This is a genomic window from Rhizobium ruizarguesonis, assembly GCF_017357285.1.
Lineage (GTDB): Bacteria > Pseudomonadota > Alphaproteobacteria > Rhizobiales > Rhizobiaceae > Rhizobium > Rhizobium ruizarguesonis.
On record NZ_CP071678.1, the window covers coordinates 543,044 to 565,652 of the forward strand.

The window sequence follows — 22,609 nt, forward strand, 5'->3', positions numbered from 1 at the left end:
CCTAGTTCATGGATCGTTCTTGCGCTAGGTTTGCCGCCATTGCAGCCACGGACTGTTAGATGTTGAGCAAATTTTTTCTCAGGGATGAGGTGATGGTATGGATGAGCTTTGGCCGTCACGCGCTGCATGAACGGAGTTCCCGCAACAGGCTCTGGAGGGCGGGCGGATACCGACCGACAACACGGGCGAGGGGCTGATGGCGGAATTCAACCCTCGCGACAAAAGCCGGACCAGTCAGGGAAAGACGCGGGCGATGGTGCGCAAGCATACCGCTCCGCCGGGCGCGGCGGATGACGGCAGCCTTCGCTGGCAATGGTTCACCATTCAGTTGCTGGAATCTGCGGCCTTCACGACATTGAGTGCGAATGCCTGCCGCGCCTTCTTCCGCATCGTCATCGAGCACACGTCGCACGCCGCCTTGGAAAACGGCAAGCTGATCGTGACCCATCCTCAGTTCGTGTCCTACGGCGTGACCGGCGAATATGTGGCCGATGCGATCGATGAGCTCGAATATAAGGGGCTGATAAAAGTTCGCCGCGGCCGGGCGGGCAGCGGTGTCGCGCATCCCAACCGGTTCACGCTGACCTTTGTCGGTGACCATGAGGGTGCGCCACCGACGGATGAGTGGAAACGGTGCACGGCGGAAAGATGCCGGAAATGGTCCGAGACCGACCGCAAGGTTGCCGCCGACAAACGCGGTCGCGTCGGCCGGAAGAAAAAAATCCCACTTCGGAATCCCGAAATCCCCCCGCTTCGGGATTCCGAAATCCGCCGCGCTTCGTGAGCTGTGCAGGTGAAGAAACGTTGAATGAATTCAATGCCCCAACCAATTTCGGGATTCCGAAGTGCTATACAGATCTTGGTGGGGTGTGCCTAACGAAGGCACTTTGCCACGATCAGGAACTCCGTCTCCCGACCCCGATCTTCCCGGCCGAAACCGTGCGAAGCAGAAGGCCGAAAGCCTCATAGAGCCAATAAAGCGGGGGAATTCTGTCCTTGAGCGCGTGCACCTGTGTCGACACATACTCGCCCGACGAAGACGACATCCATGCCGAGTTCCTTCAATGTCCCGGCAATCTCCGAATGGGATGCCTCTGCGGCGTGCTCGACGCGAAATGGGGCATAACCCGGCTTTCCGGCGTTTTTCTGTCTGAGAACGTAGCGATAGAACAAGGCGTGGGTCCACCAGGGCGCGGCGCCGTCCGGTCGGAATTGGCAGGCAAACCGTCAGCCTAGTTTCGCGCAACCTTCCTGATGTATCCGCAGGTCTGATGATCTTTGAGGCGCTTCAGCCGGAGGAATGCATGTCGGTGGGAATTTTTCGGGCTCTGGCTGCCCTGGCGATGGTGACGGGCCTTGCGGGCTGCATCGACCATGCCAATGATCCCGTGCTCCTGGCGGTGGGTGTTCCGGTCAATCCGCCCGCTGTCGCGCACGGCCTTTGCATGACCGACGGCAACGCCATGTATGACGAGGCGAGGAAGCAGTATCAGCTGCGCGCCCAACTGACCGGATATGCTCAAGCCGATGAGCTTGAGGCCGAAACGATAGCGCGCGCGGCCGCCCATCGCCAATATGTCGCCTGCCTCTCCGGCCAGGGCTACCGGACATTATACGCGAATTGAGAACAGAGAATTCGCGTTTCCTCACAAACGCCGTTTGAGCCCTCTTTCTGATCGCGACTTTTCACGTTTTTTGGCTATTTGGTCACGCCGGATCGCCTGCAATCACGAGTTTTGGAAGTTGCGTGCTGCGGCGGAACTCCGCAGTTGGGAAGCGCATTCCCCGGAGATAAATCCAGTAAGGAGGGTTTATCATGAAGATGCTCAGTCTCACCCCTTCCACCGCCGCCCTCGGCGCCCTTCTCGCCCTCGCGTCTATTGTCCCCGCGCGAGCCGCACCCGTCCAGACGGTTTCCCCGCCAACTGTCTCGGACGTGAAAATGGTGCAATATAAACCACATGCCGGGTCCTGGTATGGCTATCAGGGCTTCCGCACCGAGCGCCCCGGCACCCGCCGCCACTCCGATGGCTACTGGTATCCGCTTGCCGCTTTCGGCGTCGAGGCCGGCACCACGGGCTCCATCGTCCGCCCGCCGGTCAACAGGCCGGCAGCTCCGGAAATGTGCAACCCTACGTTTTCCGGATCGATCGGTCCTGGCAGCATGCCGTGTGATAACGGCTATTGAGCCGGCAAATGAAGGAGGCGGCGAGGAGCCGCCTTTTTCTCGATCGGGCCGCCGCTCACATATCCGTGACCTCTTATTTGACACCGTAGTATGTGACAGATCGCCTTCCTAACTCCGGGACGTAAATTCCCTGAATCTTCCCAAGGAGACGATGATGACCACGACTTTCAAGAACGGCCTGGTGGCCGCTGCCTTCGGCGCAATCCTCGGCCTCTCGGCCTTCTCGGCCACGGCAGCTCCCCTCCAGTCGAGCGCGACAGAGCAGGGTGCAGCCACGCGTCCGGTTGCGAGCCAAGAAACCACGGTGCAGCACGACCGGCGCACGACCGGTTCGATCGGCGAGCGCGCCTCGGAAACCACGGGTTCGACACATTATATGATGAACCCGAAGAAGCCGCTCAACATGGATTGCAAGCTCGGCTTCAACCCGACGAGCAGCTCCAGCTGCAATTACTGACGAGACGCTCGGCCGTTCGCCATCGCGAGCGACCCCGTCTGAGCTGAAGGGCGGCCTCCGAGCCGCCTCAGTGTGTTGGCAAACCTCGCTCTTCCCTCGGCGCCATCCTCGGCCTTGCCAGCCGGATACGACATGTCCTTTCCCAACTGTCGTTCGTACGATGTTGCATCGAATGCAAAAATGCAATAAGTACAGAATCAGGCAAACTGTTGACAGTGGTGTTGCGAAAAGCCGCAGCCAAGAGCGATTGACGCCTCTGCCTTGGAATTGCCATGCTCGCCGCGATGGTCGCATTTCGTAATCAATCGAATTTCAGACAGGTGGGATAATCATGACTGCAAAGTCCGCACGCGCCGATTTCCTGCATTTTTTCCGCTCCTGGATCAGCAATCCGCTTCGGGTGGCGGCCATCGCGCCGTCGGGGGATTCGCTTGCCAGGATCATGACCAGTGAAATTGCCGCACTCGACGGTCCGATCATCGAGCTCGGCCCGGGAACCGGCGTCTTTACCCGGGCGCTGCTGGCGCGCGGGGTGAGCGAAGCCGATCTGACCCTGATCGAGTATGGCCCGGAGTTCATCACCTCGCTGCAGGCGCGTTTCCCCACGGCGCGCGTGTTGCAGATGGATGCCGCCCATCTCGCCCATGCCGATATTTTCGAAGGCGAACCGGTCGGCGCTGTTGTCAGCGGCCTGCCGCTGCTCTCCATGCCGCCCCGCAAGATCGCCTCGATCATGGCCGGCGCCTTCGCCTATATGCGGCCGGGCGGGGCCGTCTATCAGTTTACCTATGGTCCCCGCTGCCCGGTGCCGCGGCCGATCCTCGACCGTCTCGACCTGAAGGCGGTGCGCATCGGCGGGACAGTGCGCAACCTGCCGCCGGCGTCTGTCTACAGGATTTCGCGCAGCAAACCGCTCGAACTGTCGCGCGAGCGCATCGGCTATCGCGAGAGCGAGACTGACATCGACGACGTCGCCGCCTTTTCCAACGAAACCGGCGGCTGAACGATGATGCCGGGCCGGAATGGCTGAAAACAAGCGGACGGAGACGACCGAAGGCAGGCGGGAACGCAAGCGGCGGCAGACGCGCGAGCGCATCGAGCAGGCGGCCATGACCCTCTTTCTGCAACGCGGCTTCGATGCCACGACGATCGAGGACATTACCGAGGCGGCCGATGTCTCCAAGCGCAGTTTCTTCGATTATTTCCCCTCCAAGGAAGAGGTGGTTTTCGCCTGGCAGGATGCCTTCGCCGATCGCCTGATGGCGGCGGTCGCGGCAAGGCCGGCGGCAGAATCCTCGGTCGCGGCGGTCGAGGTGGCGATCACCGCAACCGTCATCGCCTCCGTCGAGGAGCCTGGCCTGGCGCTTGGTGAACTCATTCATCGCACGCCGGCGCTGAAGGCCCGCGATCAGCTGAAATACGCCAGGCTCGAACAGAAGCTCGCCGAGGCGCTGCTGCTGCGCAAGGGAAATGATCCAGAGCAGCGGTCGCGCATGCGTCTCCTTGCGGCGATCGTCATCGGCGCGCTGCGCGTCGGCGGCGAACTCTGGCAGCAGCGCCCGCCGGGCGCCTCGCTTGAGGATTTCGCCCGGGAGATTTTCGCCGACCTCTGGAAGATGCTGGCGGAATTCGGCGACGAGGCAAAGACCAGGCTGTGACGCAGGCCGCCTGAGGCTCAGTGCGCTCTCCCCAAGCGTCGGTTCGATGTCGATGTTTCCGCTCATCCCTGTCATCAGGGCCCTTTCATCGGAACTGGGCCGTCCTATATGTGCAAACGTCGCGGCCACATTCTGCTGATCCCCGCGAGGGGCGGATCATCACCATGGCGGGCATCGCTTTCGATCAGGCAGACATTCGCGTTCGAAGGTATCTCCGAAAGCCTCGGCATCCATGCCGCGGCTGTTGAACCCGCCTCCGACCGTTCCACCGATTTCAATGATTGATTGATAAGAGAGGAAAGACCATGTCCAGTTACAACGCAGCGAAGTCAGGCACCTTCAAGATCGGCGGCGATATCGAGATCAACCGCCTCGGTTTCGGCGCCATGCGCGTCACCGGCAAGGGCATCTGGGGCGAGCCCGCCGATCATGCCGAATCCATCCGCACGCTGAAGCGCCTGCCGGAACTCGGCGTCAACTTCATCGATACGGCCGATTCCTACGGCCCCGATGTCTCCGAATGGCTGATCAAGGAAGCGCTGCATCCCTATGACGGCAAGTCGGTCATCGCCACCAAGGGCGGCCTGACCCGCCACGGTCCCGATATCTGGCTGCCTGTGGGACGTCCGGAATATCTGATCCAGCAAGTGCATAAGAGCCTGCGTAATCTCGGCGTCGAGCAGATCGATCTCTGGCAGCTGCATAGGATCGACCCGAAGGTGCCGGCCAGGGAACAATTCGATGCGATCAAATCGCTGCTCGATAGCGGCCTCATCCGTCATGCGGGTCTGAGCGAAGTGTCCGTTGCCGACATCGAGGCGGCTTCGAAGCATTTCAAGGTCGCGACCGTCCAGAACCGCTACAATCTCGTCGATCGCACCAGCGAGGACGTGCTCGATTATTGCGCCAAGCACAATATCGGCTTCATCCCGTGGTATCCGCTCGCCGCCGGCGATCTCGCCAAGCCCGGCTCGCTGCTCGATACGATCGCCAAAAATCACAATGCCGCACCCAGCCAGATCGCGCTCGCCTGGGTGCTGAAGCGCAGCCCGGTCATGCTGCCGATCCCCGGCACCTCCAAGGTCAAGCATCTCGAGGAAAATGTCGCAGCCGTCGACATCACCCTCTCGAACGAGGAATTCTCCGCCCTCGACGGCGAGGGCAGGAAGGTCTTCAAGGCTGCTTGACGGGCGAGGAACGGAGAGGTCGCGGCATGTCCTCTTCTCCCCGCTGGGGAGAAGAGGGAGTCGAGATGTTGCGGTATGTCCCTTCGCTCCGTTTACGCGGCCGAAGGACGGGTCGAGATCTGTGGTTTGACCCGGCGGCGTGCCGGCAGGCGGATGAGGGGGGCAGCCCATCGGCGATCCCCGGGGCCGCAATTTTCGGCATAATTTTGACCATCCGGTCAAACATGCTGCAAAATGAGGCGGTGACCTGTTACTTTGAGGGCAAGCATTGCATCCAGCGCATTGCTGCATTGCGGTATTTTCGCTATTCCGATTCAAAAGAATTGGCTATTACTATCTTCGTAAGCAGCGCACTCCTCCTCCCAGCGCTCTTACATCGGACTGACAACACTCCTCCTCCCAGTTGTCAGTCAGGATCAAAGAGCCCGGCGCACCTCCTCCCGCGTCGGGCTTTTTTCTTTTCCCGCAAGTCTCTCTTCCCCCAAGTCGAAATCGATCAATTGCCGATCCGGGCAACGCCGGTCCTGCCATTGTCGCGGGTCCATTTAATCGTGTTGGCGCCGGCGCGTTCGAGTTCGAAGCACATCGGCTTGCCCTTGTTCCAGCTCTGGAATTTCTGGCAGAGGCGGTTGGCGTCGATCCACCATTGGCCGGTATCGCTTGGTTTGACATAGCGGCCGAGGCCGATCGCCTGGCCGTTGCCGTCGACCGTGCCGGAGGAGCGGAAGATCAGCGGCAGTTCACCGCCGAGCGGTGTGGAGAGGTAGACCGTCTTGCCGATGATGTCGCGGCGGATATCGGCTTCGCCGAGCGTCTCCGTCAAGCCGAGCGAAGGCATCAGCATCAATGTCGATAAGCATGTGATCGCGAGCGCCTTCATGACCGTGATCCATCGATTGAATCTGATCGGAAAAGAACGCCGGGGGCGGCCGAAAGTTTCAGGAGCATTTCCAGCAAAAGCGTGCAGCTGTTTTCACGGGAGCGCTCTTGTTCATTTCCCGCGGTTTGACTCGGCAAGCCTCGTCGGACTATTTGAACGGGCGCCGCCTGTCCGGCGCGTGAACCGATTGGAGTTGGTCATGATCGGCAAAAGACGCGCCCCGCGCGCGGCCCTGACAGGTCTTCTGGTGGCAATGATGGCGCTTTCCGGCTGCGGCGGCAGGCCGGTCGGTGTCATGCAGGCGGCCGGCACCGCGGCCCCCGGCACGTCGAAGGTCGACCTGCTCGTCGCCACGACGCGCGCTGCCGACGACAATCCCGCCGTGCTTTTCTCCGGCGAACGCGGCACCGGGCTCGCGGTCAATGCCGTCGACGTCTCGATCCCGCCGGAAGCCAATCGCAAGGTCGGCCAGGTGCAATGGCCAAGCCGCCTGCCGGCCGATCCGCTGCGCGATTTCGTCACCGTTTCCGTCGATCCCCTGGAAGGCGAGCGGGCCGGCGAGACCTGGCTGAAGTCCCATATGCCGAAGAGCCGCCGCGTACTGGTCTTCGTCCACGGCTTCAACAATCGTTATGAGGATGCCGTCTACCGCTTCGCGCAGATCGTCCACGATTCGCATGCCGACGTTGCGCCCGTCGTCTTCACCTGGCCTTCGCGCGGCAGCATCTTCGATTATAATTACGACAAGGAAAGCACCAACTATTCCCGCGACGCGCTGGAGGAATTGTTGACCCGCACCGCCGCAAATCCCGCCGTTAGCGACGTCACCATCATGGCCCATTCGATGGGCACCTGGCTCACCGTCGAAGCGCTGCGGCAGATGGCGATCCGCAACGGTCATGTCGCCTCGAAGATCAACAATGTCATCCTCGCTTCGCCGGATCTCGATGTCGACGTTTTCGGCCGCCAGTTCGCCAGCCTCGGCAAGGAAAGGCCGCACTTCACCATCTTCGTCTCGCAGGACGATCGCGCTTTGGCGCTGTCGCGGCGCATCTCCGGCAATGTCGACCGGCTCGGCCAGATCGATCCTTCCGTCGAACCCTATCGCAGCAAGCTCGAAGCGGCCGGCATCACCGTGCTCGACCTCACCAAGCTCAAGGGCGGCGACCGGCTGAACCACGGCAAGTTCGCCGAAAGCCCCGAAGTGGTGAAGCTGATCGGCGACCGGCTGATTGCCGGCCAGACGATCACCGATTCCAATGTCGGCCTCGGCGAGGCCGTCGGCGCCGTGGCGATGGGGGCTGCCCAGACCGCCGGAAGTGCCGTCAGCGTCGCCGTCAGCACGCCGATTGCGATCTTCGATCCGCGCACCCGGCGCAACTACGATGCCCAGCTGAAACGTCTCGGCCAGTCGATGAACAATACCGTCGGTTCGGTCGGCGACAGCGTCGGCGCCGGCCTGCCGGCAAGCCAGTAAAAATTCCACAGAGCAATTCCAGCAAAAGTGCACAGCGGTTTTGCGTTTCGGAATTGCGAAAAAAACAAAGAAATAGAGAATTTCCGTGATTCGGAAAAAACGGAAATTCTCTAGGCATCACATCTTGATGTGATATATCAGATTCACGACGGCAATTTTGTCTGCCGTGCGATGGGTTGATGGCATGGCGGATGAGACGAAGAAGACGGTAGCGGTCGTCGGCGCAGGCGTGATCGGCGCCTCGATCGCTTTCGAGCTGCAGCGGCGCGGGTTTGATGTGACGCTGATCGACAAGGGCGAGCCGGGTCGCGGCACCTCTTTCGGCAATATGGCAAGCATCGCGCTTGATTTTGCCGCCGGTTCCGGCCCCTCGACCTGGAAGAAGATCCCCGGCTGGCTGCTCGATCCCGAAGGCCCGGTCTGGCTGCGGCCCTCCTATGCCGCCAGGATGCTGCCCTGGTTCCTGCGCTTCCTCGCTGCCGGCCGGCCCTCGCGCCTTAGAGAGATCGAGGATGCCGGCATGCGCCTGTCGAACCGGGCGCTCGGCGATTTCAAAGAGATGCTCGAGGCGATCGGCGCGCCCGAGTTGATGACCGAGGAAGGCTGTCTCGCGATCTACGAGACCGAGGCGGAATTTGCCGCAGATCGTGGCCATCTCGCCATGATGCAGCGCTACGGTCTCGACTTCGAAGTCTTGAGTAACGGCGCCATCCAATATTACGAACCCACTTTGTCACCGGCGATCGCCAAGGCCGTGCTGCTCCCCGACAACAAGTCGATCCGCGATCCCTACAAGCTCGTCGTCAAACTCACCGACGCCGCAAAGGCGGCGGGCACGACCTTCGTCTCCGGCACCGTGCGGAATATCGAGCGCAGGGGCGATGGCACCGCCGTCGTTCTCCTCGAGGATGGCAGGCGTATCGAGGCGGGTTCGGTGGTGCTTGCCGCCGGCGTCCACACCCGCTTCCTCGCGGAAAAGCTCGGCGAGCCGATCCCGCTCGAAACCGAGCGCGGCTATCACACGCAGATCATGAAGCCCGGCATCGCGATGCGCTATTCGGTGATCTGGCCGCATCGCGCCTTCATGGTGACGCCGACGGCGGGCGGTATCCGGGTCGGCGGCAATGTCGAGCTCGCCGGTCTCGATGCTGCGCCGGATTTCCGCCGTCCACGGGTGCTGGTGCGCCATGCCCAGCGTGCGCTGCCCGGCTTGAAGGTCGAGGAGACGACGGAATGGATGGGGCACCGTCCGGCCCTGCCCGATACGATCCCGATCATTTCGCCATCGTCGAAAATGCCGGGCGTTTTCTATGCGACCGGCCACGGCCATCTCGGCCTGACCTTTTCGGCGACGACAGCGCTGGTGATCGCCGATATGGTCACCGGGCTCAAACCATCCCTCGACATGACCCCGTTCCGCATAGACCGATATTAGGAGGTCCCGATGTCCGAAACCACCAAACCCGTAGCGCTGATCACCGGCGGCGGCCGCGGCATGGGCGAGGCGATCGCCCGCGAGCTCTCGGCGCAGGGCTATCAGCTGGCGCTGATGTCGCCGTCGGAAAGCTGCGAGAGGCTGGCGGCCGAACTCGGCGGCGTCGCCTCGCGCGGCGTGGCCGAAAAGGCCGAGGATCTCAAGGCGATCTTCGACCTGACGATGAAGACCTATGGCCGCATCGACGCCGTCGTCAACCTGAGCGGCCATCCGCCGAAGGGCGACCTGCTCGAAATATCGGACGAGAACTGGACGCTCGGTTCCGACATGATGATCCTGTCGCTGGTGCGCATGGCCCGACTGGTGACGCCGGTCATGCTGGAGCAGGGCAAGGGCGCCTTCGTCAACATCACCACCTTCGCGGCTTATGAGCCGACGCTGGTCTTCCCGGTTTCCTGCACCTACCGCGCCGCTGCCGGCGCCTTCACCAAGCTTTATTCCGATCGTTATGCGGCCGACAATATCCGCATGAACTGCATCCTGCCGGGTTATATCGACAGCCTGAATCACAAGCCCGGGACCGCCGAGACGGTCCCGATGAAGCGCATCGGCCATGTGGAGGAGATCGCCAAGACCGCGGCCTTCCTGCTCTCCGAAGGCGCGGGTTATATCACCGGCCAGAATATTCGCGTCGATGGCGGCGTCACCCGTCACGTCTGATCTGGAGTTTTCGATATGAGATGGAAGCGCACGATCCAGCTGCTGGATGTCCATGCCGAAGGCGAGATCGGCCGCGTCGCGATCGGCGGCGTGCCGAAGATCCCCGGCGATACTATCGCCGCCCAGCTGCATTGGCTGAACACCGATCCGAAGGGTGACGAACTGCGCCGCTTCCTTTGCCTGGAGCCGCGCGGCGCGCCGATCGGCTCGGTCAACCTGCTGCTGCCGGCACGGCACCCGGAGGCCGACGCCGCCTTCGTCATCCTGCAGCCCGACCAGGCGCATGCGAGCTCCGGCTCGAACTCGATCTGCGTCACCACGGCGCTGCTCGAATCCGGTATCGTCGAAATGACGGAGCCGGAGACGATCGTTACGCTCGAAACCGCCGCCGGCCTCGTCAAGGCGACGGCAACCTGCCGCGACGGGCGCTGCGAGAAGGTCAAGCTTACCATGGTGCCCTCCTTCGTGCATGAGCTCGAAGTCGCGATCGACACGCCGCATTGGGGAAGGATCAAGGCCGATATCAGCTATGGCGGCATCTTCTATGCCCTGGTCGATGTCGGCCAGATCGGTCTGACGATCGAGAAGGCCAATGCCGCCGGCCTCGTCCAGGCCGGCATGATCCTCAAGGAGCTGATCAACCGCGACATCAAGGTCGTCCATCCCGAGATCCCGGCGATCTCGGGCGTCGCCTATGTCATGTTCCGCGATACCGAAGCCGATGGCACGGTGCGCACCTGCACCACCATGTGGCCGGGCCGGGCCGACCGCTCGCCCTGCGGCACCGGCAATTCCGCCAATCTCGCCACCCTTTATGCCCGCGGCAAGGCCAAGGTCGGCGACACCTTCACCTCGAAATCGATCATCGGCTCCGAATTCGAGGTCGGACTGCAGGCGGTGACCGAGGTGGCCGGCCGCCCCGCCGTCATCCCCACCATCACCGGCCGCGGCTTCACCTTCGGCCTGACCCAGGTAGCGCTCGACCCCTTTGACCCGCATCCGAACGGTTTTGCGCTGACGGATGTCTGGGGGCCGTCGGCCGGCGAGATTTGAACGTTCGGGACATGATGCCGGAAGTGTGAAGCAGTTTCCTGACGGCTTGCGCTGATGACTGCCCCTCACCCTAACCCTCATATGCGCTAGGTTAGGCGGGCGCGGAGATCGTCGCATTGTTTTCGGCGTCGTCGCGGCGGCTCGCAGAGGTGGCGACGACTTCGTGTGAAGAGATTACAGACGGCCTGCCACAGAAGTGGTCCGCGGATGGCGGCGCAAATGGTGGCCAGGGCTATCTTCATGAGACGCCAGCGCGATGGGCTAGCCCGTGGGGTAGCCGCATCCAGAGGGGGGAGAGTCCGGGACTTGCCCGGCAATCTGTTCGGCGATGATGGCAACGATCAGTCTGGCGTAGAGCCATGCCCGGGCCAGTTCAGGCTTCTTGGCCGGCAAGCTGTCGAGGCCGGCCAGGCTCTTGAACCGTTTGAACGCCAGCTCGATTTGCCAGCGGAAGCGATAGAGGGTGAGGATGTCGGCCGGTGCAAAGGTGGCGGTCGGCAGCGAGGTCAGCAGCAGAATGTACTTCGCCGCCTCGAGACTGCGCGGATCGGGCTTTTTGCCGCGCTTGCGGGCGTCCTTGAGTAGACGCTCCTGCTCGGCTTGGGCCTGTTGCGGATCCTTGCGCCGGACAATGAGGCGCAGGACCAGTGGCGGCGGCGTCCCCGTCATGCCTTCGTGGACACGAACCTGCACCTCGCCTTCCTGCTCTTGCTGAGCGGCGAGCGCGGCAAACAGATCAAAGGGCTCGCCATTCGTCTGCAACAGGCGCAACGAGTTCCAGCCGGTCCGCACGATGAAGTCCGCACCGGCGTCGATCACCGGCCGCAGGTCGCGCGGCCTTGCATAGTAGCGATCGGCCAGCACAATATCGCCGGGTGCGTAGGTAAGGCGCTGAAGGTTTTCGCCACCATGGATGTCGGTCAACTCAAGCTGATCGACCTGAGCCGTTGCCAGGTCGTAGCCGACATGCAACCGCCATGTCGTGCGGTCAGCGCCCGGATGGCAGATCGACGTTCCATCGAGCACACGCAAGCGATACCCCGCGAAGCGCCCCGCCGGCGCTTTGGCCTGTTCGGCAATCAGCGCGGCCACGATGTCGCCAAGCCAAGGCGCCGCTTTGCACAGCCGCTCGAGCAGCGATGGGTCTGACAAACGGGCGATTCCGCCCACTTCGGCCCATGCACAGGTCTCGCGTAGCGACATGCCAAGGCCGCCATAGGCAAGCGCCAGCCGCAACAGCGTCTCGGCATTCTTGATTTCCCGCACCCGCGTAAAAGCACCACGCAACCGCGCCGTTGCTTCCAAGTCAAAATCCGCCGGAAGCCGCTCGCGCACTTCCGGCCAATGATCCAAAATCTCAGGACGAATCTTCATCCAAAGCTTGAATCACAACCAGATTCCTTATGTCCAGGGCTAAACCTAGAGCGTGCTGTTTTTAGACGGCAGCATATCCTGAGTTTCTAAGATAGTTTGCGCATTCGTCAGGCGCGAATGCGTCGAGCATGTGACCGGCGGTGCGCCACGTTGTTTCGACGCTTCGTGGCTCGGCCTTTCTGATGAGATGCTTGAGCTTGGCGAAGACCTGCTCAATGGGATTGAGGTCTGGACTGTAAGGCGGCAGGAAGATGAGATGCGCGCCGGCAGCCCTGATTGCACGTCGGATAGCCTGCCCCTTGTGGCTGCCGAGATTGTCGAGGATGACGACGTCGCCTTTGGCAAGTGTTGGCACAAGGATTTTCCTGACATAGACGTTAAAGAGCTCGCCATTGATCGGCCCGTCGATAACCCAGGGCGCGTCGATACGGTCGCTGCGCAGGGCCGCGATGAAGGTCAGGGTTTTCCAGTGGCCGTGCGGGACTGAAGCGGCGAGCCGCTGGCCACGTGGTGCCCAGCCCCTGAGCGGCGCCATGTTGGTTTTGATCCAGGTCTCGTCAAGGAAGACCAGTCGATGAGCCTCGATCCGGTGCTGGTGGTTCTTCCAGCGTTGCCGTTTGCGGGCGATGTCCGGTCTCGTCTGCTCGGCTGGCAGAACCGTTTTTTTTGAAACTCAAGCCTTCAGCCCGGACAAACACCCAGACAGCACGGCGGTCGGTCTTGATGCCACGCTCGGCAAGCTCCGCGACCAGCCCACGTGTCGTGAACGGGCCAGAGCAACAACGTTGGCGCAACCACTCGGCCCGCTCATCCGACAAAGTCCGTTTCTTGTGCCCGCCAATCCGGCCTGGCGTAAGAGCGCCTGTCTCGGCCAGGCGCCGCTTCCATTTTGAAACACACGAAGGGCTGATCGATAGTGCGGCCGCAATAGAGCGTATCGTCTCGCCGGCCGTTAGCCGCGCCATTGCACGCTCTCGAAGATCTTCAGAATAAGGCTGTGTCATCGCCGCTGGCCTGCCTTCCCCAGCAGCAATGTTGAATCACATTCAAACTGATTTGCGAATCCCAGATTCCGCTAAATCACAGCATGCTCTAGCGCATATGACCCTAACCCTCTCCCCGTTCTGACGGGGAGAGGGGACGTGCCCCGCGAAAGGCTGGCGAGGAACGGAGAGGGCGCGGCATATCCCCTTCGCCCCGTTTACGGGAAGAAGGTGGCGGCAGCCGGATGAGGGGCAGCGGCACGCGCCGGCGAAATTACCAAGCTTCCGCGACTGACTGACCAAAGGTGACGCAGGAGCATCCGCGTAACAATATTCGAAACGCGATCAGCCTTGCCTGTGCTCAGCATCCCCGGTTCGAGTGTCCCAACCCAGCATGGCCAGCTCGGCGACTGCCTCCAGTTCGCCACGCGTCGCTCCGTCGCGGGCCAGGATTGACATGCCGTTCTGAACGGTCTGGACGAAGCGGGCAAGCGCGTGGACGTCGGTCGAGGCCGGAATTTCGCCTTCCGATATCGCCTGGTTCAGGCGCGCCTTCAGACGGTCGAGCGTGACGCCGCGGGCGGCGCGCACCAGTTCGCCGAGTTCCACATGGCCCTCGCTGCCGACCGAAGAGAGCGCCACCATGCAGCCGCGGGGAATATCCACGACACAGCCGGTCAAGGCAGCGGCCGAATCCATCAGAAACGACTTCACCGCCTCACGGGCCGTGCCTGCGGAAAAGAAGCCTGCCCAGACGAGCGCCTCGTTGTTGTCGCGATAGTGGCGCAGCGCCTCGGCATAGAGCGCCTCCTTCGAGCCGAATGCCGCGTAAAGGCTCGGCGATCCGATCCCCATCGCCTCGGTGAGGTCGGCGATCGAGGTCGCCTCGAAGCCCTTGATCCAGAACAGGCGGGTCGCCTGCGCCAAGGCTGCTTCCCGATCGAACGCCCGCGGCCGCCCGCGACTGCGGGCAGGGGTTTCATCGAGGTTCGACATCTCATCCGATTTCTGCATCGATCATTATATAAACCCATTGACACCCCATCGCAACGTGCCTAGCTATTTATGTGTCGATCACTACAGAAAGAGAAGATCATGACAGAACTGGCTGGAAAGCGTGCCCTCGTCACAGGTGGCTCGCGTGGCATTGGAGCCGCCATCGCATTGGCGCTTGCCGACAAAGGCGCTGATGTCGCCGTCACCTATGAGCGTTCGGCCGATCGCGCCGCCGAGGTCGTCCGGGCGATCGAGGGCAAGGGCCGCAAAGCGCTTGCCATCCAGGCCGACAGCGCCGATCCGGCGGCGGTGAAGCGCTCGGTCGACGAGGCGGCCCAGGCACTTGGCGGTCTCGACATTCTCGTCAACAATGCCGCAATCGCGCTTTACGGTGCGATCGCCGACGTCAGCGTCGAGCAGATCGATGCGCTGCTTGATGTCAATGTACGATCGCCCCTGCTCGCTTCGCAGGCCGCCATTCCCTATCTGCAGGCGGGAGGCCGCGTCATCACCATCGGCTCGGTCGGCGCCGAACGCATCGTCGGCGACACCGGCACGGTCTATTTCATGACAAAATCCGCGCTCCATTCGTTTACCCGCGGCCTCGCGCGGGAACTCGGATCTCGCGATATCACCGTAAACCTGGTCCAGCCGGGTTCGACCGACACCGAGATGAATCCCGCCGATGGCGACTTCGCCGACTTCCAGCGTGCCTTGATCCCACTTGGCCGTTATGGTGAACCGGAAGATGTGGCAGCCGCTGTGGCTTTCCTCGCAAGCCCTGCTGCAAGGCACATCACCGGAACCATCCTCACAGTCGATGGCGGCTTGAACACCTGAATCGGATCTGTTGCCGCGGGCCTGCAAAAAGACAGGGATCGACAGATGTCGGTCCCTTTCTTTCGCTGAGAGGGCAGGGTTTGGGGGATATCGAGCCGTATCCGCGGCCTAAGCGATCGACGAAGTGACCGACCGCCGAGCCTACGTGCTAGCCGGACCGGCTGACGGCCAGGATCGTGTCGGAGCGTCTGTGGCCGGGCGTAGGGGTCGCGTGCAATGCGCGCTCCGCGTAGCCGTGCAGCAGCGCGGGATCGTCGATCACATGTGCCGGGACTGCGTAGTAGCGGCGAACCGTAACCTCCCTGCCGGCGGCACGATAGCTGAACGGTTCGGAGCCATCTGCCTCGAACTCCGCGCGCATCGCTTCGTCGACGCGGAGATACAAAGTGCCCTTCATGACGAACCCGAACTGCGCGCCGTTTCGGACCAGGGCGGAGCCGCCGAAGAAGCGCCTGATATCGATGCAGCCGGCTGGGGCGATCTGGCTCGCAAAGTCGAGCGCCAGCCCGCGTGTCGCCTCGCTACTCATGGTGCTGCTCCGCCAGAGGATCGAAGAAGCCGGTGATCGCACCGAGCCGGCCATCGGAAATCACCCCGAAGCTCGTGCCGGTCTGCAAGACCCTCTCGTCTTCGTGGCGCAGTGCCCAGCGCGCCAGTGAGCGATCATTATGATGGAGGACGCTCAATATCTTGAACCGGCCTCCCGGCATGCTCTCCTTGAAGCCGGCCATATAAGCCGAGAGACCGGCGCGCCCCGCGATCGTTCCATTCGGGTCGCAATAGGTGACCTCATCCGCGAGGCAAGCCAGCATTTCCGGCTCGCGAGCGTCAGCATCCAGCGACCAGATGGCCGCATATCGATCCCATAGGGCCTCAGGTGTCATAACAGTGTCTCCAGTTGATTGAATTCGTCTTCTATCGCCTGCCGCAGGCCGGCCTTGTCTTCGCCGCCGCGAATGAGCACGAGGAGGCCCTGATAGAAGGCCAGAAGGCGGATGGCTGTCCTGTTCGCCTTGGCTCCATCGGCGTCCCGAGCGAAGGTCGGCGCCTCGGTGAGCCTTAAGCGGAATGTGGTGCGAAGGAGGCCGAGCGCTGCCTCGACACGGGGATGCGGATCGGCAACACCGCCGAATTCCACCGCCATGTTGGTGATCAGGCAGCCGAGCGCGCCATCGTCGGGCTCATGCAGGAGCGACAGGAACAATTCGCGGAGGCCTTGAAGCCCGCTTCCGGGCGGCGCAAACCGCTCGATGCGTCCCTCCAGCACCGTCCGGTTGTAATGTCCGAACGCCGCGTCGAAGAGGCCGGCCTTGTCGCCGAAGGCGTGATAGATGCTTCCGCCTTTGAGCCCCGTTGCCTCCTCGAGGTCCCGGATCGACGCACCTTGATAGCCGTGCTTGCGAAAGATCTGCATCGCCCCCTTCAGCACTGCCTCCTCATCGAATTCCCGCGTTCGGCCCATCGTCACTCCGATTCTTTATCGTTTGTTCTAGAATGACTGATCAAGAATACAAACGCAACGGCCTCCCATGATTTTCCGAGAAAATTCTCGCCTGGTCGAGCTCGGGCATGCCCGGCGAGCGCGGGACTGGCATGTACCGAAGAGCGTCTCGGGCTCATGACGAAGTTTGAAGTGAGAATAGATTATCTCGACGCCGATGATGTTCGCACCCTTCCTGGCAGCAATAATGCGGGTTCTAGCCTGAGGGAGAGGAGATGGCGGTTGAATCGGCTAAAAAATTACGCTTGACAACTTTGATGATGGATATCATTAATCATCTATGATGACGGTTGTCATTAAAAATTGAGCGACCGAAGCTGGCTGCTTTCCCTCCGACCCAAGCCTGCCGGTTCGGGTGGGATAATGGAGTAAACGATGAACACGTCTGTGAGATATCTTCGGTCTGCCACGTGTTATGCCGAGGCTCCCAATCTCTGGATCAATGTTGGGGAAACACCTTTTGCCTATCGCGACCTCGGCCTTCAGGGTGGCGTGCCGGTCATTCTTCTCAACCATTGGGGCGCGGTGTTGGACAATTTCGATCCCCGCATTGTCGATGGTCTTGCCACCAGGCATCACGTAATCGCCACCAATTACAGGGGTATCGGCGCCTCAGGCGGTACGGCCCCTTTGACCATCGACGAGATGGCGCGCGACACGATCGCGTTGATCCGGGCGCTTGGGTTCAAAAAAGTCGATCTGCTTGGGTTTTCTCTCGGGGGATTTGTCGCGCAGGACATCACGCTGAAGGCCCCCGATCTCGTGCGCAAACTCATTTTGACCGGAACAGGCCCGGCCGGCGGCAAAGGCATCGACAAGGTCGGAGCAGTATCCTGGCCGCTGATAATCAAAGGTCTGCTGACGTTGCGCGACCCAAAAACCTATCTGTTCTTCACGTCCACGGCCAATGGTCGCCGGGCCGCCAAGGCCTTTCTGGATCGGCTGAAAGAACGGAAGGCGGGAAGGGACAAGGGGCCCGCTCCAAGGGCCTTCCTGCGGCAACTCAAGGCGATCAAAGCCTGGGGGCGGCAGGCGCCTCAGGATCTCGGCCGTATCGATGTCCCGGTCCTGATCGCCAATGGCGACAATGATATTATGGTCCCGACCGTCAACAGCGCCGATATGGCCCGGCGCATCCCCGGGGCGGAACTGGTTATCTACCAAGACGCCGGGCATGGCGGGATTTTCCAGAACTATGCCGATTTCGTGCCGAAGGCCTTGTCCTTCCTTGGCGCCTGACGCCGCAATAAAATTCGAATTGGAGAGGCCCCGTGAAGTCATTCGTCGTTGATAAGTACAAGAAGAAGGGCGCTCTGCGTCTGGCCAACCTGCCCGAACCGGAATTGCAGGACAGTGATCTCCTGGTCCGGATCCAGGCCACGGCCGTAAACCTCCTGGACTCCAAGGTCCGGGATGGAGAGTTCAAGCTTATTCTTCCCTATCGTCCACCCTTTATCCTGGGGCACGACGTTGCCGGAACGGTTGTGAAAATTGGACCAGGCGTCCGGCGCTTCAAGGTGGGCGACGAGGTCTACGCTCGGCCGCGCGACCATCGGATTGGCACATTCGCAGAATTCATTGCCATTGATCAATCCGATGTAGCGCTGAAGCCGAACAACCTCAGCATGACGGAAGCGGCGTCCATCCCGCTCGTGGGGCTGACCGCGTGGCAGGCGCTGGTCGAGGTGGGCAAGGTGAAACCCGGCCAGAAGGTCTTCATTCAGGCCGGTTCCGGCGGGGTCGGGACTTTGGCCATTCAACTCGCCAAGCATCTTGGCGCGACCGTTGCGACGACGACGAGCGCTGGCAATGCCGAGCTGGCCAGAAGTCTCGGGGCGGATGTGGTGATCGACTACAAGACGCAGGATTTCGAGAAGGTCTTGTCAGGCTACGATCTCGTGCTGAACAGCCAGGATCCAAAGACCCTCGAAAAATCTCTGGGCGTGCTGAAGCCGGGCGGCCAGCTCATTTCCATTTCCGGTCCGCCGGATCCCGCATTCGCCGGGGAACTCGGCCTGAACCTGTTTCTGAAACTGGTGCTGCGCCTGCTGAGCCGAGGGGTTCGGAAAAAGGCCAAGCGTCTTGGCATCCGCTACTCGTTCCTGTTCATGCGCGCCGAAGGGCAGCAATTGGGTCAAATCACCTCGCTGATCGAATCGGGCGTGATCCGACCGGTCGTCGACAAGGTGTTCCCGTTTGAGAAGACCGGGGATGCGCTGGCCTATGTCGAGACTGGGCGCGCGAAGGGCAAGGTGGTCATCACGGTCGCCGACTAAAGCATGTCGCGCAAAAGTGTGCAGCGGTTTTGCGACAACGACATGCGTAAAAACAAAGACCTAAAGCGCAACAAGCGAATCTGACAGATCGCGATGCGCTTTAGAACCCGCAGAGATCTCAGCGACTCTTCATGACCTCTGCGACGCTGGCGGCATCGAAACCCTTCGCCCGGAACAGCCGTCTTTACGCCTATCCGCCGACACACGCGTTCAACGCAATTCAAGGAGCTGACAGCATTGCATATATTGAGACGGTCCACCGTTTTCGCACTCGCCGCCGTTGCGGCGCTCATGTCATCGGCAGCATGGGCTGACAACACCTCGCCCGTTGGCTTGTGGCGGAATGTCGATGACGTCAGCGGCAAACCGAGGGCCTTGGTCCGGATTACGGAATCGAATGGTGCCTTGCAGGGCAGGATCGAAAAAGTCTTTCTCGCCGCGAACGAAAGCCCGACCTGCGCGAAATGCGAAGGCGCACTCAAGGACGCGCCGGTCGTGGGCTTGGTCATCCTGAGCGGCCTGAAGAAGGACGGCGACGACTATACCGGTGGCCAGATTCTCGATCCGGACAATGGCAAAGTCTACAGCAGCAAAATCCACCTGACCGATGAAGGCAAGAAACTGACCGTGCGCGGCTTCATTGGCGTGTCATTGCTCGGGCGCTCGCAGATCTGGGAACGTCAGGAATAATTTCTAACCCTTGGTGAAAGTAACACATGACCAGCAACACACTCTTTGAGCCTTCCGTCCTCGGCTCTCTCACACTCTCCAACCGGATCGTCATGGCGCCATTGACGCGCAACAGAGCGGGCGCCGGGTTTGTACCGGGCGATCTCATTGCCGAATATTATGCGCAACGGGCCTCGGCAGGCCTGATCATCTCGGAGGCGACCCAGATTTCGCAGCAGGGTCAAGGCTACCAGGACACGCCCGGCATCTACACAGAGGCGCAGGTCGACGGCTGGCGTAAGGTGACCGACGCGGTGCATGCCAAGGGCGGCCGCATCTTCCTGCAACTCTGGCATGTCGGTCGGGTATCGCATGTCGACCTGCAGCCGGATGGGCAGCACCCGGTGGCGCCTTCCGCCATCAGGGCCGAAACCAAGACGTTTGTGAACAACGCCTTCGTGGATGTGTCAGCACCTCGGGCGCTCGAACCGGGCGAGATCCCCGGCATTATCGCGGATTTCCGTCGCGCCGCCGCCAATGCGATTGCCGCCGGTTTCGATGGTGTCGAAGTTCATGGCGCCAACGGCTACCTGCTCGACCAGTTCGCCAGGGATGGAGCGAACACCCGCACCGACGCCTATGGCGGGTCGATCGAAAACCGCGCCCGGCTGACGCTGGAGGTGACGGCCGCGGTCATCGAGGAAGTTGGAGCGGAGCGAACCGGCGTTCGGATTTCGCCGGTGTCGCCGGCCAATGGGATCTCCGCAACCGACCCGCAGGCGCAGTTCAACTACATCGTCGAGCAGCTCGACGAGATGGGCATTGCCTACCTCCATGTCGTCGAAGGCGCGACGGGCGGGCCGCGCGATGTTGCACCCTTCGACTATGAGGCGCTTCGCCGCAGGTTCAAGAACACTTACATCGCCAACAACGGCTACGATCTGGAACTCGCAACGACCAGGCTGGAGCAGGGACTGGCGGATTTGTTTGCCTTCGGCAGGCCGTTCATCGCCAACCCGGATTTTGTCGAACGCCTGAAGGCCGGTGCACCGCTGGCCAATCTCGATATGGCGACGCTCTATGGCGGAGGTGCTGCGGGCTACACCGACTATCCCGCCATGGCCGCGCCGGTCGACGCCTGATTGCATAGGGCCGCGCATGCGCGGCCCTATTGCTTGCGCGCGTGATTTTCGATGGCGTCACGGCAGTTGACCCGGCAGGCATCCAGGATTTCATCCGCCAGGGAGGAATTGTCCGGGCAGGCTCTTGAAAGGACGATGGCGCCCACGGCCTGAGCAAGGAGGCTGATCGTCAGCGCACGCGATCCGGCGCCAGAGGCGTGATCTCGCGCCATGTCGCCCTCGAATGTGCTCAGGAGGTTCTCGATTCCTGCAGCAAAAGCCGATCTCGTCTCATCCGGCTGCCGTGCTGCTTCGCAACTCAGTGCCGCAGCGGAGCATCCCTGGCCGCGAGCATCCCGGTGCTCCCGCGAGATATAGGCTTCGATGGCGGCAAGCGCATCATATCCTGCGTAGCGTTCCGCGGTCTCGCCGAAACCCCTGGCGGTCGCCGCTGCGATCAGCTCCTCCTTGGATCGGAAGTGGTTGTAGAAGCCGCCATGAGTGAGCCCGGCACGCTCCATCAGTTCCGCCACCGCCACGCCATCGAACCCGCGCTCGCGAAACAGTTCGGAAGCGATGGTAATAATCCGCTCGTAGTTTTCCTGCTTTTTTTCCTTGGTGATCCGCACTTCGCAGCCCTTTCGACGGCCATGCCCAAACTATGATGTTGTGCGTCATTATAGCTTGACTTATTGATGACGTATATCATTAATAATGTCAACCAATGTAAGGATTACATCAAGGTAAGACGCCACCTCACGGCATCCAACCCGCTGTAGAGGCGTCACAATCGTCGCGAAACGGGGAGGGAAGTATGTTTGAGGGTTTTGAAAGCGGCCGGATTGCCGTCGACGGCGTGGAGATCGCTTATGTCGCTGCGGGTGCGGGGGAGCCGCTGCTGATGCTGCATGGCTTTCCGCAGACCAAGGCACTCTGGGCACGGATCGCACCAGAGCTGGTCGCGCTTGGCTATCGGGTGATCTGTGCAGATTTGCGCGGCTATGGCGCCTCCGACAAACCACCGGCTCGCGCTGATCTGACCAATTACAGCTTCCGCGCCATGGCAGCCGATCAGCTCGGTTTGATGAAAACGCTTGGACATGAGCGGTTTCACCTCGTGGGTCACGACCGCGGTGCCCGGGTGGCGCACAGGCTGGCTCTCGACCATCCTGCGGCTGTGGCCAGCGTCACTCTGATGGACATCGTGCCGACGGCGGTGATGCTGGGCGACCTGCGCCGCGAGGTCGCTCAAAGCTACTGGCACTGGTTCTTCCTCGCTCAACCCGCGCCCTTTCCGGAGCGAATGATCGAAGCCAATCCCGATCTCTTTTACGAAACCTGCCTGCTTGGATGGGGCGCGGCGGGCCTGCGGGATTTCGACGTCGAACAGCTCGCGGCCTACCGGGCTTCATGGCATGATGCCAAGGCGATTGCCGGCGGCTGCAACGATTACCGTGCGGCGCTGGCCGTCGATCTCGCCCACGATCTGGCGGAGCAAGGGAGACGTATATCGGCGCCTGCGCTGATCCTCTACGGCGCCTCCGGCGCGATGGCCAAACACTATGATCTCCCAGCCACCTGGGCGGATCGCTGCACGACCATCGACGCTCGCGCTGTACCAGGCGGGCATTTTTTCCCAGACTCCGCGCCGGTCGAAATTACAGAACAAGTGGCTGCGTTTCTTGGGCGTCATCCCTTTACTCCTGTGTCGGAGTAAAGTCCGGACGATTGCACCGGCACGCCGTCACCCTAAGCCCGTGTCGGCTCTGAATCAGAACCGACACGCCGCGGCCC

Annotated in this window: 25 protein-coding genes and 1 pseudogene; 17 read left to right on the plus strand and 9 right to left on the minus strand. The window is 61.5% G+C overall.

Annotation, left to right across the window (positions count from 1 at the left end):
- Positions 1-196: 196 nt before the first annotated feature.
- Positions 197-784: a hypothetical protein gene (locus J3P73_RS02650; protein WP_018068744.1), complete on the plus strand. Its 588-nt coding sequence runs from the start codon at positions 197-199 to the stop codon at positions 782-784.
- A gap of 89 nt (positions 785-873) precedes the next feature.
- On the opposite strand, the pseudogene J3P73_RS38130 reads toward J3P73_RS02650, so the two are convergent.
- Positions 874-1,191, minus strand: a pseudogene (locus tag J3P73_RS38130) (class I SAM-dependent methyltransferase); the annotation flags it as partial.
- Between the two features lie 113 nt (positions 1,192-1,304).
- On the opposite strand from J3P73_RS38130, the gene J3P73_RS02655 reads away from it, so the two are divergent.
- From J3P73_RS02655 to J3P73_RS02680, 6 genes are all read left to right on the plus strand, one after another.
- The gene (locus tag J3P73_RS02655; protein WP_024324019.1) at positions 1,305-1,625 is read left to right on the plus strand and encodes a hypothetical protein; all 321 of its coding nucleotides are present in this window, start codon (positions 1,305-1,307) and stop codon (positions 1,623-1,625) included.
- Between the two features lie 191 nt (positions 1,626-1,816).
- Complete coding sequence (locus J3P73_RS02660; protein ID WP_130814626.1) at positions 1,817-2,188, plus strand: cell surface protein; 372 nt, start codon at positions 1,817-1,819, stop codon at positions 2,186-2,188.
- A gap of 154 nt (positions 2,189-2,342) precedes the next feature.
- Entirely contained in the window at positions 2,343-2,645 is a 303-nt protein-coding gene (locus J3P73_RS02665) for a hypothetical protein (RefSeq protein WP_130656296.1), read from the plus strand.
- Positions 2,646-2,976: 331 nt separating this feature from the next.
- Positions 2,977-3,648 carry a class I SAM-dependent methyltransferase gene (locus J3P73_RS02670; RefSeq protein WP_018495639.1) on the plus strand — a complete coding sequence of 224 codons (672 nt, stop codon included), beginning with the start codon at positions 2,977-2,979 and terminating at the stop codon, positions 3,646-3,648.
- A gap of 19 nt (positions 3,649-3,667) precedes the next feature.
- Positions 3,668-4,303, plus strand: a complete 636-nt coding sequence (locus J3P73_RS02675) for a TetR family transcriptional regulator (protein WP_018068749.1) — start codon at positions 3,668-3,670, stop codon at positions 4,301-4,303.
- A gap of 305 nt (positions 4,304-4,608) precedes the next feature.
- Positions 4,609-5,490, plus strand: coding sequence for an aldo/keto reductase (locus J3P73_RS02680; protein WP_130674606.1), 882 nt, complete (start codon positions 4,609-4,611; stop codon positions 5,488-5,490).
- Positions 5,491-5,986: 496 nt separating this feature from the next.
- Here J3P73_RS02680 and J3P73_RS02685 read toward each other — a convergent pair whose 3' ends face one another.
- Positions 5,987-6,370, minus strand: a complete 384-nt coding sequence (locus tag J3P73_RS02685; protein ID WP_130716569.1) for a hypothetical protein — start codon at positions 6,368-6,370, stop codon at positions 5,987-5,989.
- A gap of 199 nt (positions 6,371-6,569) precedes the next feature.
- Here J3P73_RS02685 and J3P73_RS02690 point away from each other — a divergent pair, with 199 nt between their 5' ends.
- The 4 genes from J3P73_RS02690 (at position 6,570) to J3P73_RS02705 (ending at position 11,055) form a co-directional block, all read left to right on the plus strand.
- Positions 6,570-7,847: an alpha/beta hydrolase gene (locus J3P73_RS02690; protein WP_130814627.1), complete on the plus strand. Its 1,278-nt coding sequence runs from the start codon at positions 6,570-6,572 to the stop codon at positions 7,845-7,847.
- Between the two features lie 184 nt (positions 7,848-8,031).
- Positions 8,032-9,282 (plus strand): NAD(P)/FAD-dependent oxidoreductase, encoded by a 1,251-nt coding sequence (locus tag J3P73_RS02695; protein WP_130814628.1) that lies wholly within the window; start codon positions 8,032-8,034, stop codon positions 9,280-9,282.
- A 9-nt stretch (positions 9,283-9,291) separates the two neighbouring features.
- Positions 9,292-10,002, plus strand: coding sequence for an SDR family oxidoreductase (locus J3P73_RS02700; protein ID WP_130771070.1), 711 nt, complete (start codon positions 9,292-9,294; stop codon positions 10,000-10,002).
- A gap of 15 nt (positions 10,003-10,017) precedes the next feature.
- Entirely contained in the window at positions 10,018-11,055 is a 1,038-nt protein-coding gene (locus tag J3P73_RS02705; protein WP_130771071.1) for a 4-hydroxyproline epimerase, read from the plus strand.
- A gap of 261 nt (positions 11,056-11,316) precedes the next feature.
- On the opposite strand, the gene J3P73_RS02710 is transcribed toward J3P73_RS02705, so the two are convergent.
- The 3 genes from J3P73_RS02710 to J3P73_RS02720 form a co-directional block, all read right to left on the minus strand.
- A complete protein-coding gene (locus tag J3P73_RS02710) occupies positions 11,317-12,429 on the minus strand; it encodes an IS4 family transposase (protein ID WP_027689711.1) in 1,113 nt (370 codons plus the stop codon).
- 61 nt (positions 12,430-12,490) lie between these two features.
- A protein-coding gene (locus tag J3P73_RS02715; RefSeq protein ID WP_027689416.1) for an IS630 family transposase occupies positions 12,491-13,433 on the minus strand; the annotation gives its coding sequence in 2 pieces (ribosomal slippage) (positions 12,491-13,096 and positions 13,098-13,433; 942 coding nt in all).
- Positions 13,434-13,757: 324 nt separating this feature from the next.
- Positions 13,758-14,426 (minus strand): TetR/AcrR family transcriptional regulator, encoded by a 669-nt coding sequence (locus J3P73_RS02720; RefSeq protein ID WP_197729664.1) that lies wholly within the window; start codon positions 14,424-14,426, stop codon positions 13,758-13,760.
- A gap of 81 nt (positions 14,427-14,507) precedes the next feature.
- Here J3P73_RS02720 and J3P73_RS02725 point away from each other — a divergent pair, with 81 nt between their 5' ends.
- Positions 14,508-15,248 (plus strand): SDR family NAD(P)-dependent oxidoreductase, encoded by a 741-nt coding sequence (locus tag J3P73_RS02725; protein ID WP_130771074.1) that lies wholly within the window; start codon positions 14,508-14,510, stop codon positions 15,246-15,248.
- Positions 15,249-15,396: 148 nt separating this feature from the next.
- Here the strand turns inward: J3P73_RS02725 and J3P73_RS02730 are convergent, their stop codons facing one another.
- The 3 genes from J3P73_RS02730 to J3P73_RS02740 are packed head-to-tail and all read right to left on the minus strand — an operon-like array spanning position 15,397 to position 16,710.
- Positions 15,397-15,777, minus strand: coding sequence for a TfoX/Sxy family protein (locus J3P73_RS02730; protein WP_075225652.1), 381 nt, complete (start codon positions 15,775-15,777; stop codon positions 15,397-15,399).
- On the minus strand, positions 15,770-16,132 hold the full coding sequence (locus tag J3P73_RS02735; RefSeq protein WP_024323891.1) for a nuclear transport factor 2 family protein: 363 nt from the start codon (positions 16,130-16,132) through the stop codon (positions 15,770-15,772). The genes J3P73_RS02730 and J3P73_RS02735 overlap by 8 nt, the downstream gene beginning before the upstream one ends.
- On the minus strand, positions 16,129-16,710 hold the full coding sequence (locus J3P73_RS02740) for a TetR/AcrR family transcriptional regulator (protein WP_130716577.1): 582 nt from the start codon (positions 16,708-16,710) through the stop codon (positions 16,129-16,131). Before J3P73_RS02740 ends, J3P73_RS02735 begins: the two co-directional genes overlap by 4 nt.
- Positions 16,711-17,124: 414 nt before the next feature.
- Here J3P73_RS02740 and J3P73_RS02745 point away from each other — a divergent pair, with 414 nt between their 5' ends.
- The 4 genes from J3P73_RS02745 (at position 17,125) to J3P73_RS02760 (ending at position 20,836) form a co-directional block, all read left to right on the plus strand.
- A complete protein-coding gene (locus tag J3P73_RS02745) occupies positions 17,125-17,988 on the plus strand; it encodes an alpha/beta fold hydrolase (protein WP_130814629.1) in 864 nt (287 codons plus the stop codon).
- Positions 17,989-18,020: 32 nt separating this feature from the next.
- Complete coding sequence (locus tag J3P73_RS02750; RefSeq protein ID WP_130814630.1) at positions 18,021-19,025, plus strand: NADP-dependent oxidoreductase; 1,005 nt, start codon at positions 18,021-18,023, stop codon at positions 19,023-19,025.
- A gap of 291 nt (positions 19,026-19,316) precedes the next feature.
- Positions 19,317-19,715, plus strand: a complete 399-nt coding sequence (locus J3P73_RS02755; protein ID WP_165422118.1) for a DUF2147 domain-containing protein — start codon at positions 19,317-19,319, stop codon at positions 19,713-19,715.
- Positions 19,716-19,741: 26 nt separating this feature from the next.
- Positions 19,742-20,836 carry an alkene reductase gene (locus tag J3P73_RS02760; RefSeq protein WP_018496514.1) on the plus strand — a complete coding sequence of 365 codons (1,095 nt, stop codon included), beginning with the start codon at positions 19,742-19,744 and terminating at the stop codon, positions 20,834-20,836.
- A gap of 26 nt (positions 20,837-20,862) precedes the next feature.
- On the opposite strand, the gene J3P73_RS02765 is transcribed toward J3P73_RS02760, so the two are convergent.
- On the minus strand, positions 20,863-21,444 hold the full coding sequence (locus J3P73_RS02765) for a TetR/AcrR family transcriptional regulator (RefSeq protein ID WP_018496513.1): 582 nt from the start codon (positions 21,442-21,444) through the stop codon (positions 20,863-20,865).
- Between the two features lie 185 nt (positions 21,445-21,629).
- Here J3P73_RS02765 and J3P73_RS02770 point away from each other — a divergent pair, with 185 nt between their 5' ends.
- Positions 21,630-22,532 (plus strand): alpha/beta fold hydrolase, encoded by a 903-nt coding sequence (locus J3P73_RS02770; protein ID WP_207579745.1) that lies wholly within the window; start codon positions 21,630-21,632, stop codon positions 22,530-22,532.
- The last annotated feature ends 77 nt before the right edge of the window (positions 22,533-22,609 follow it).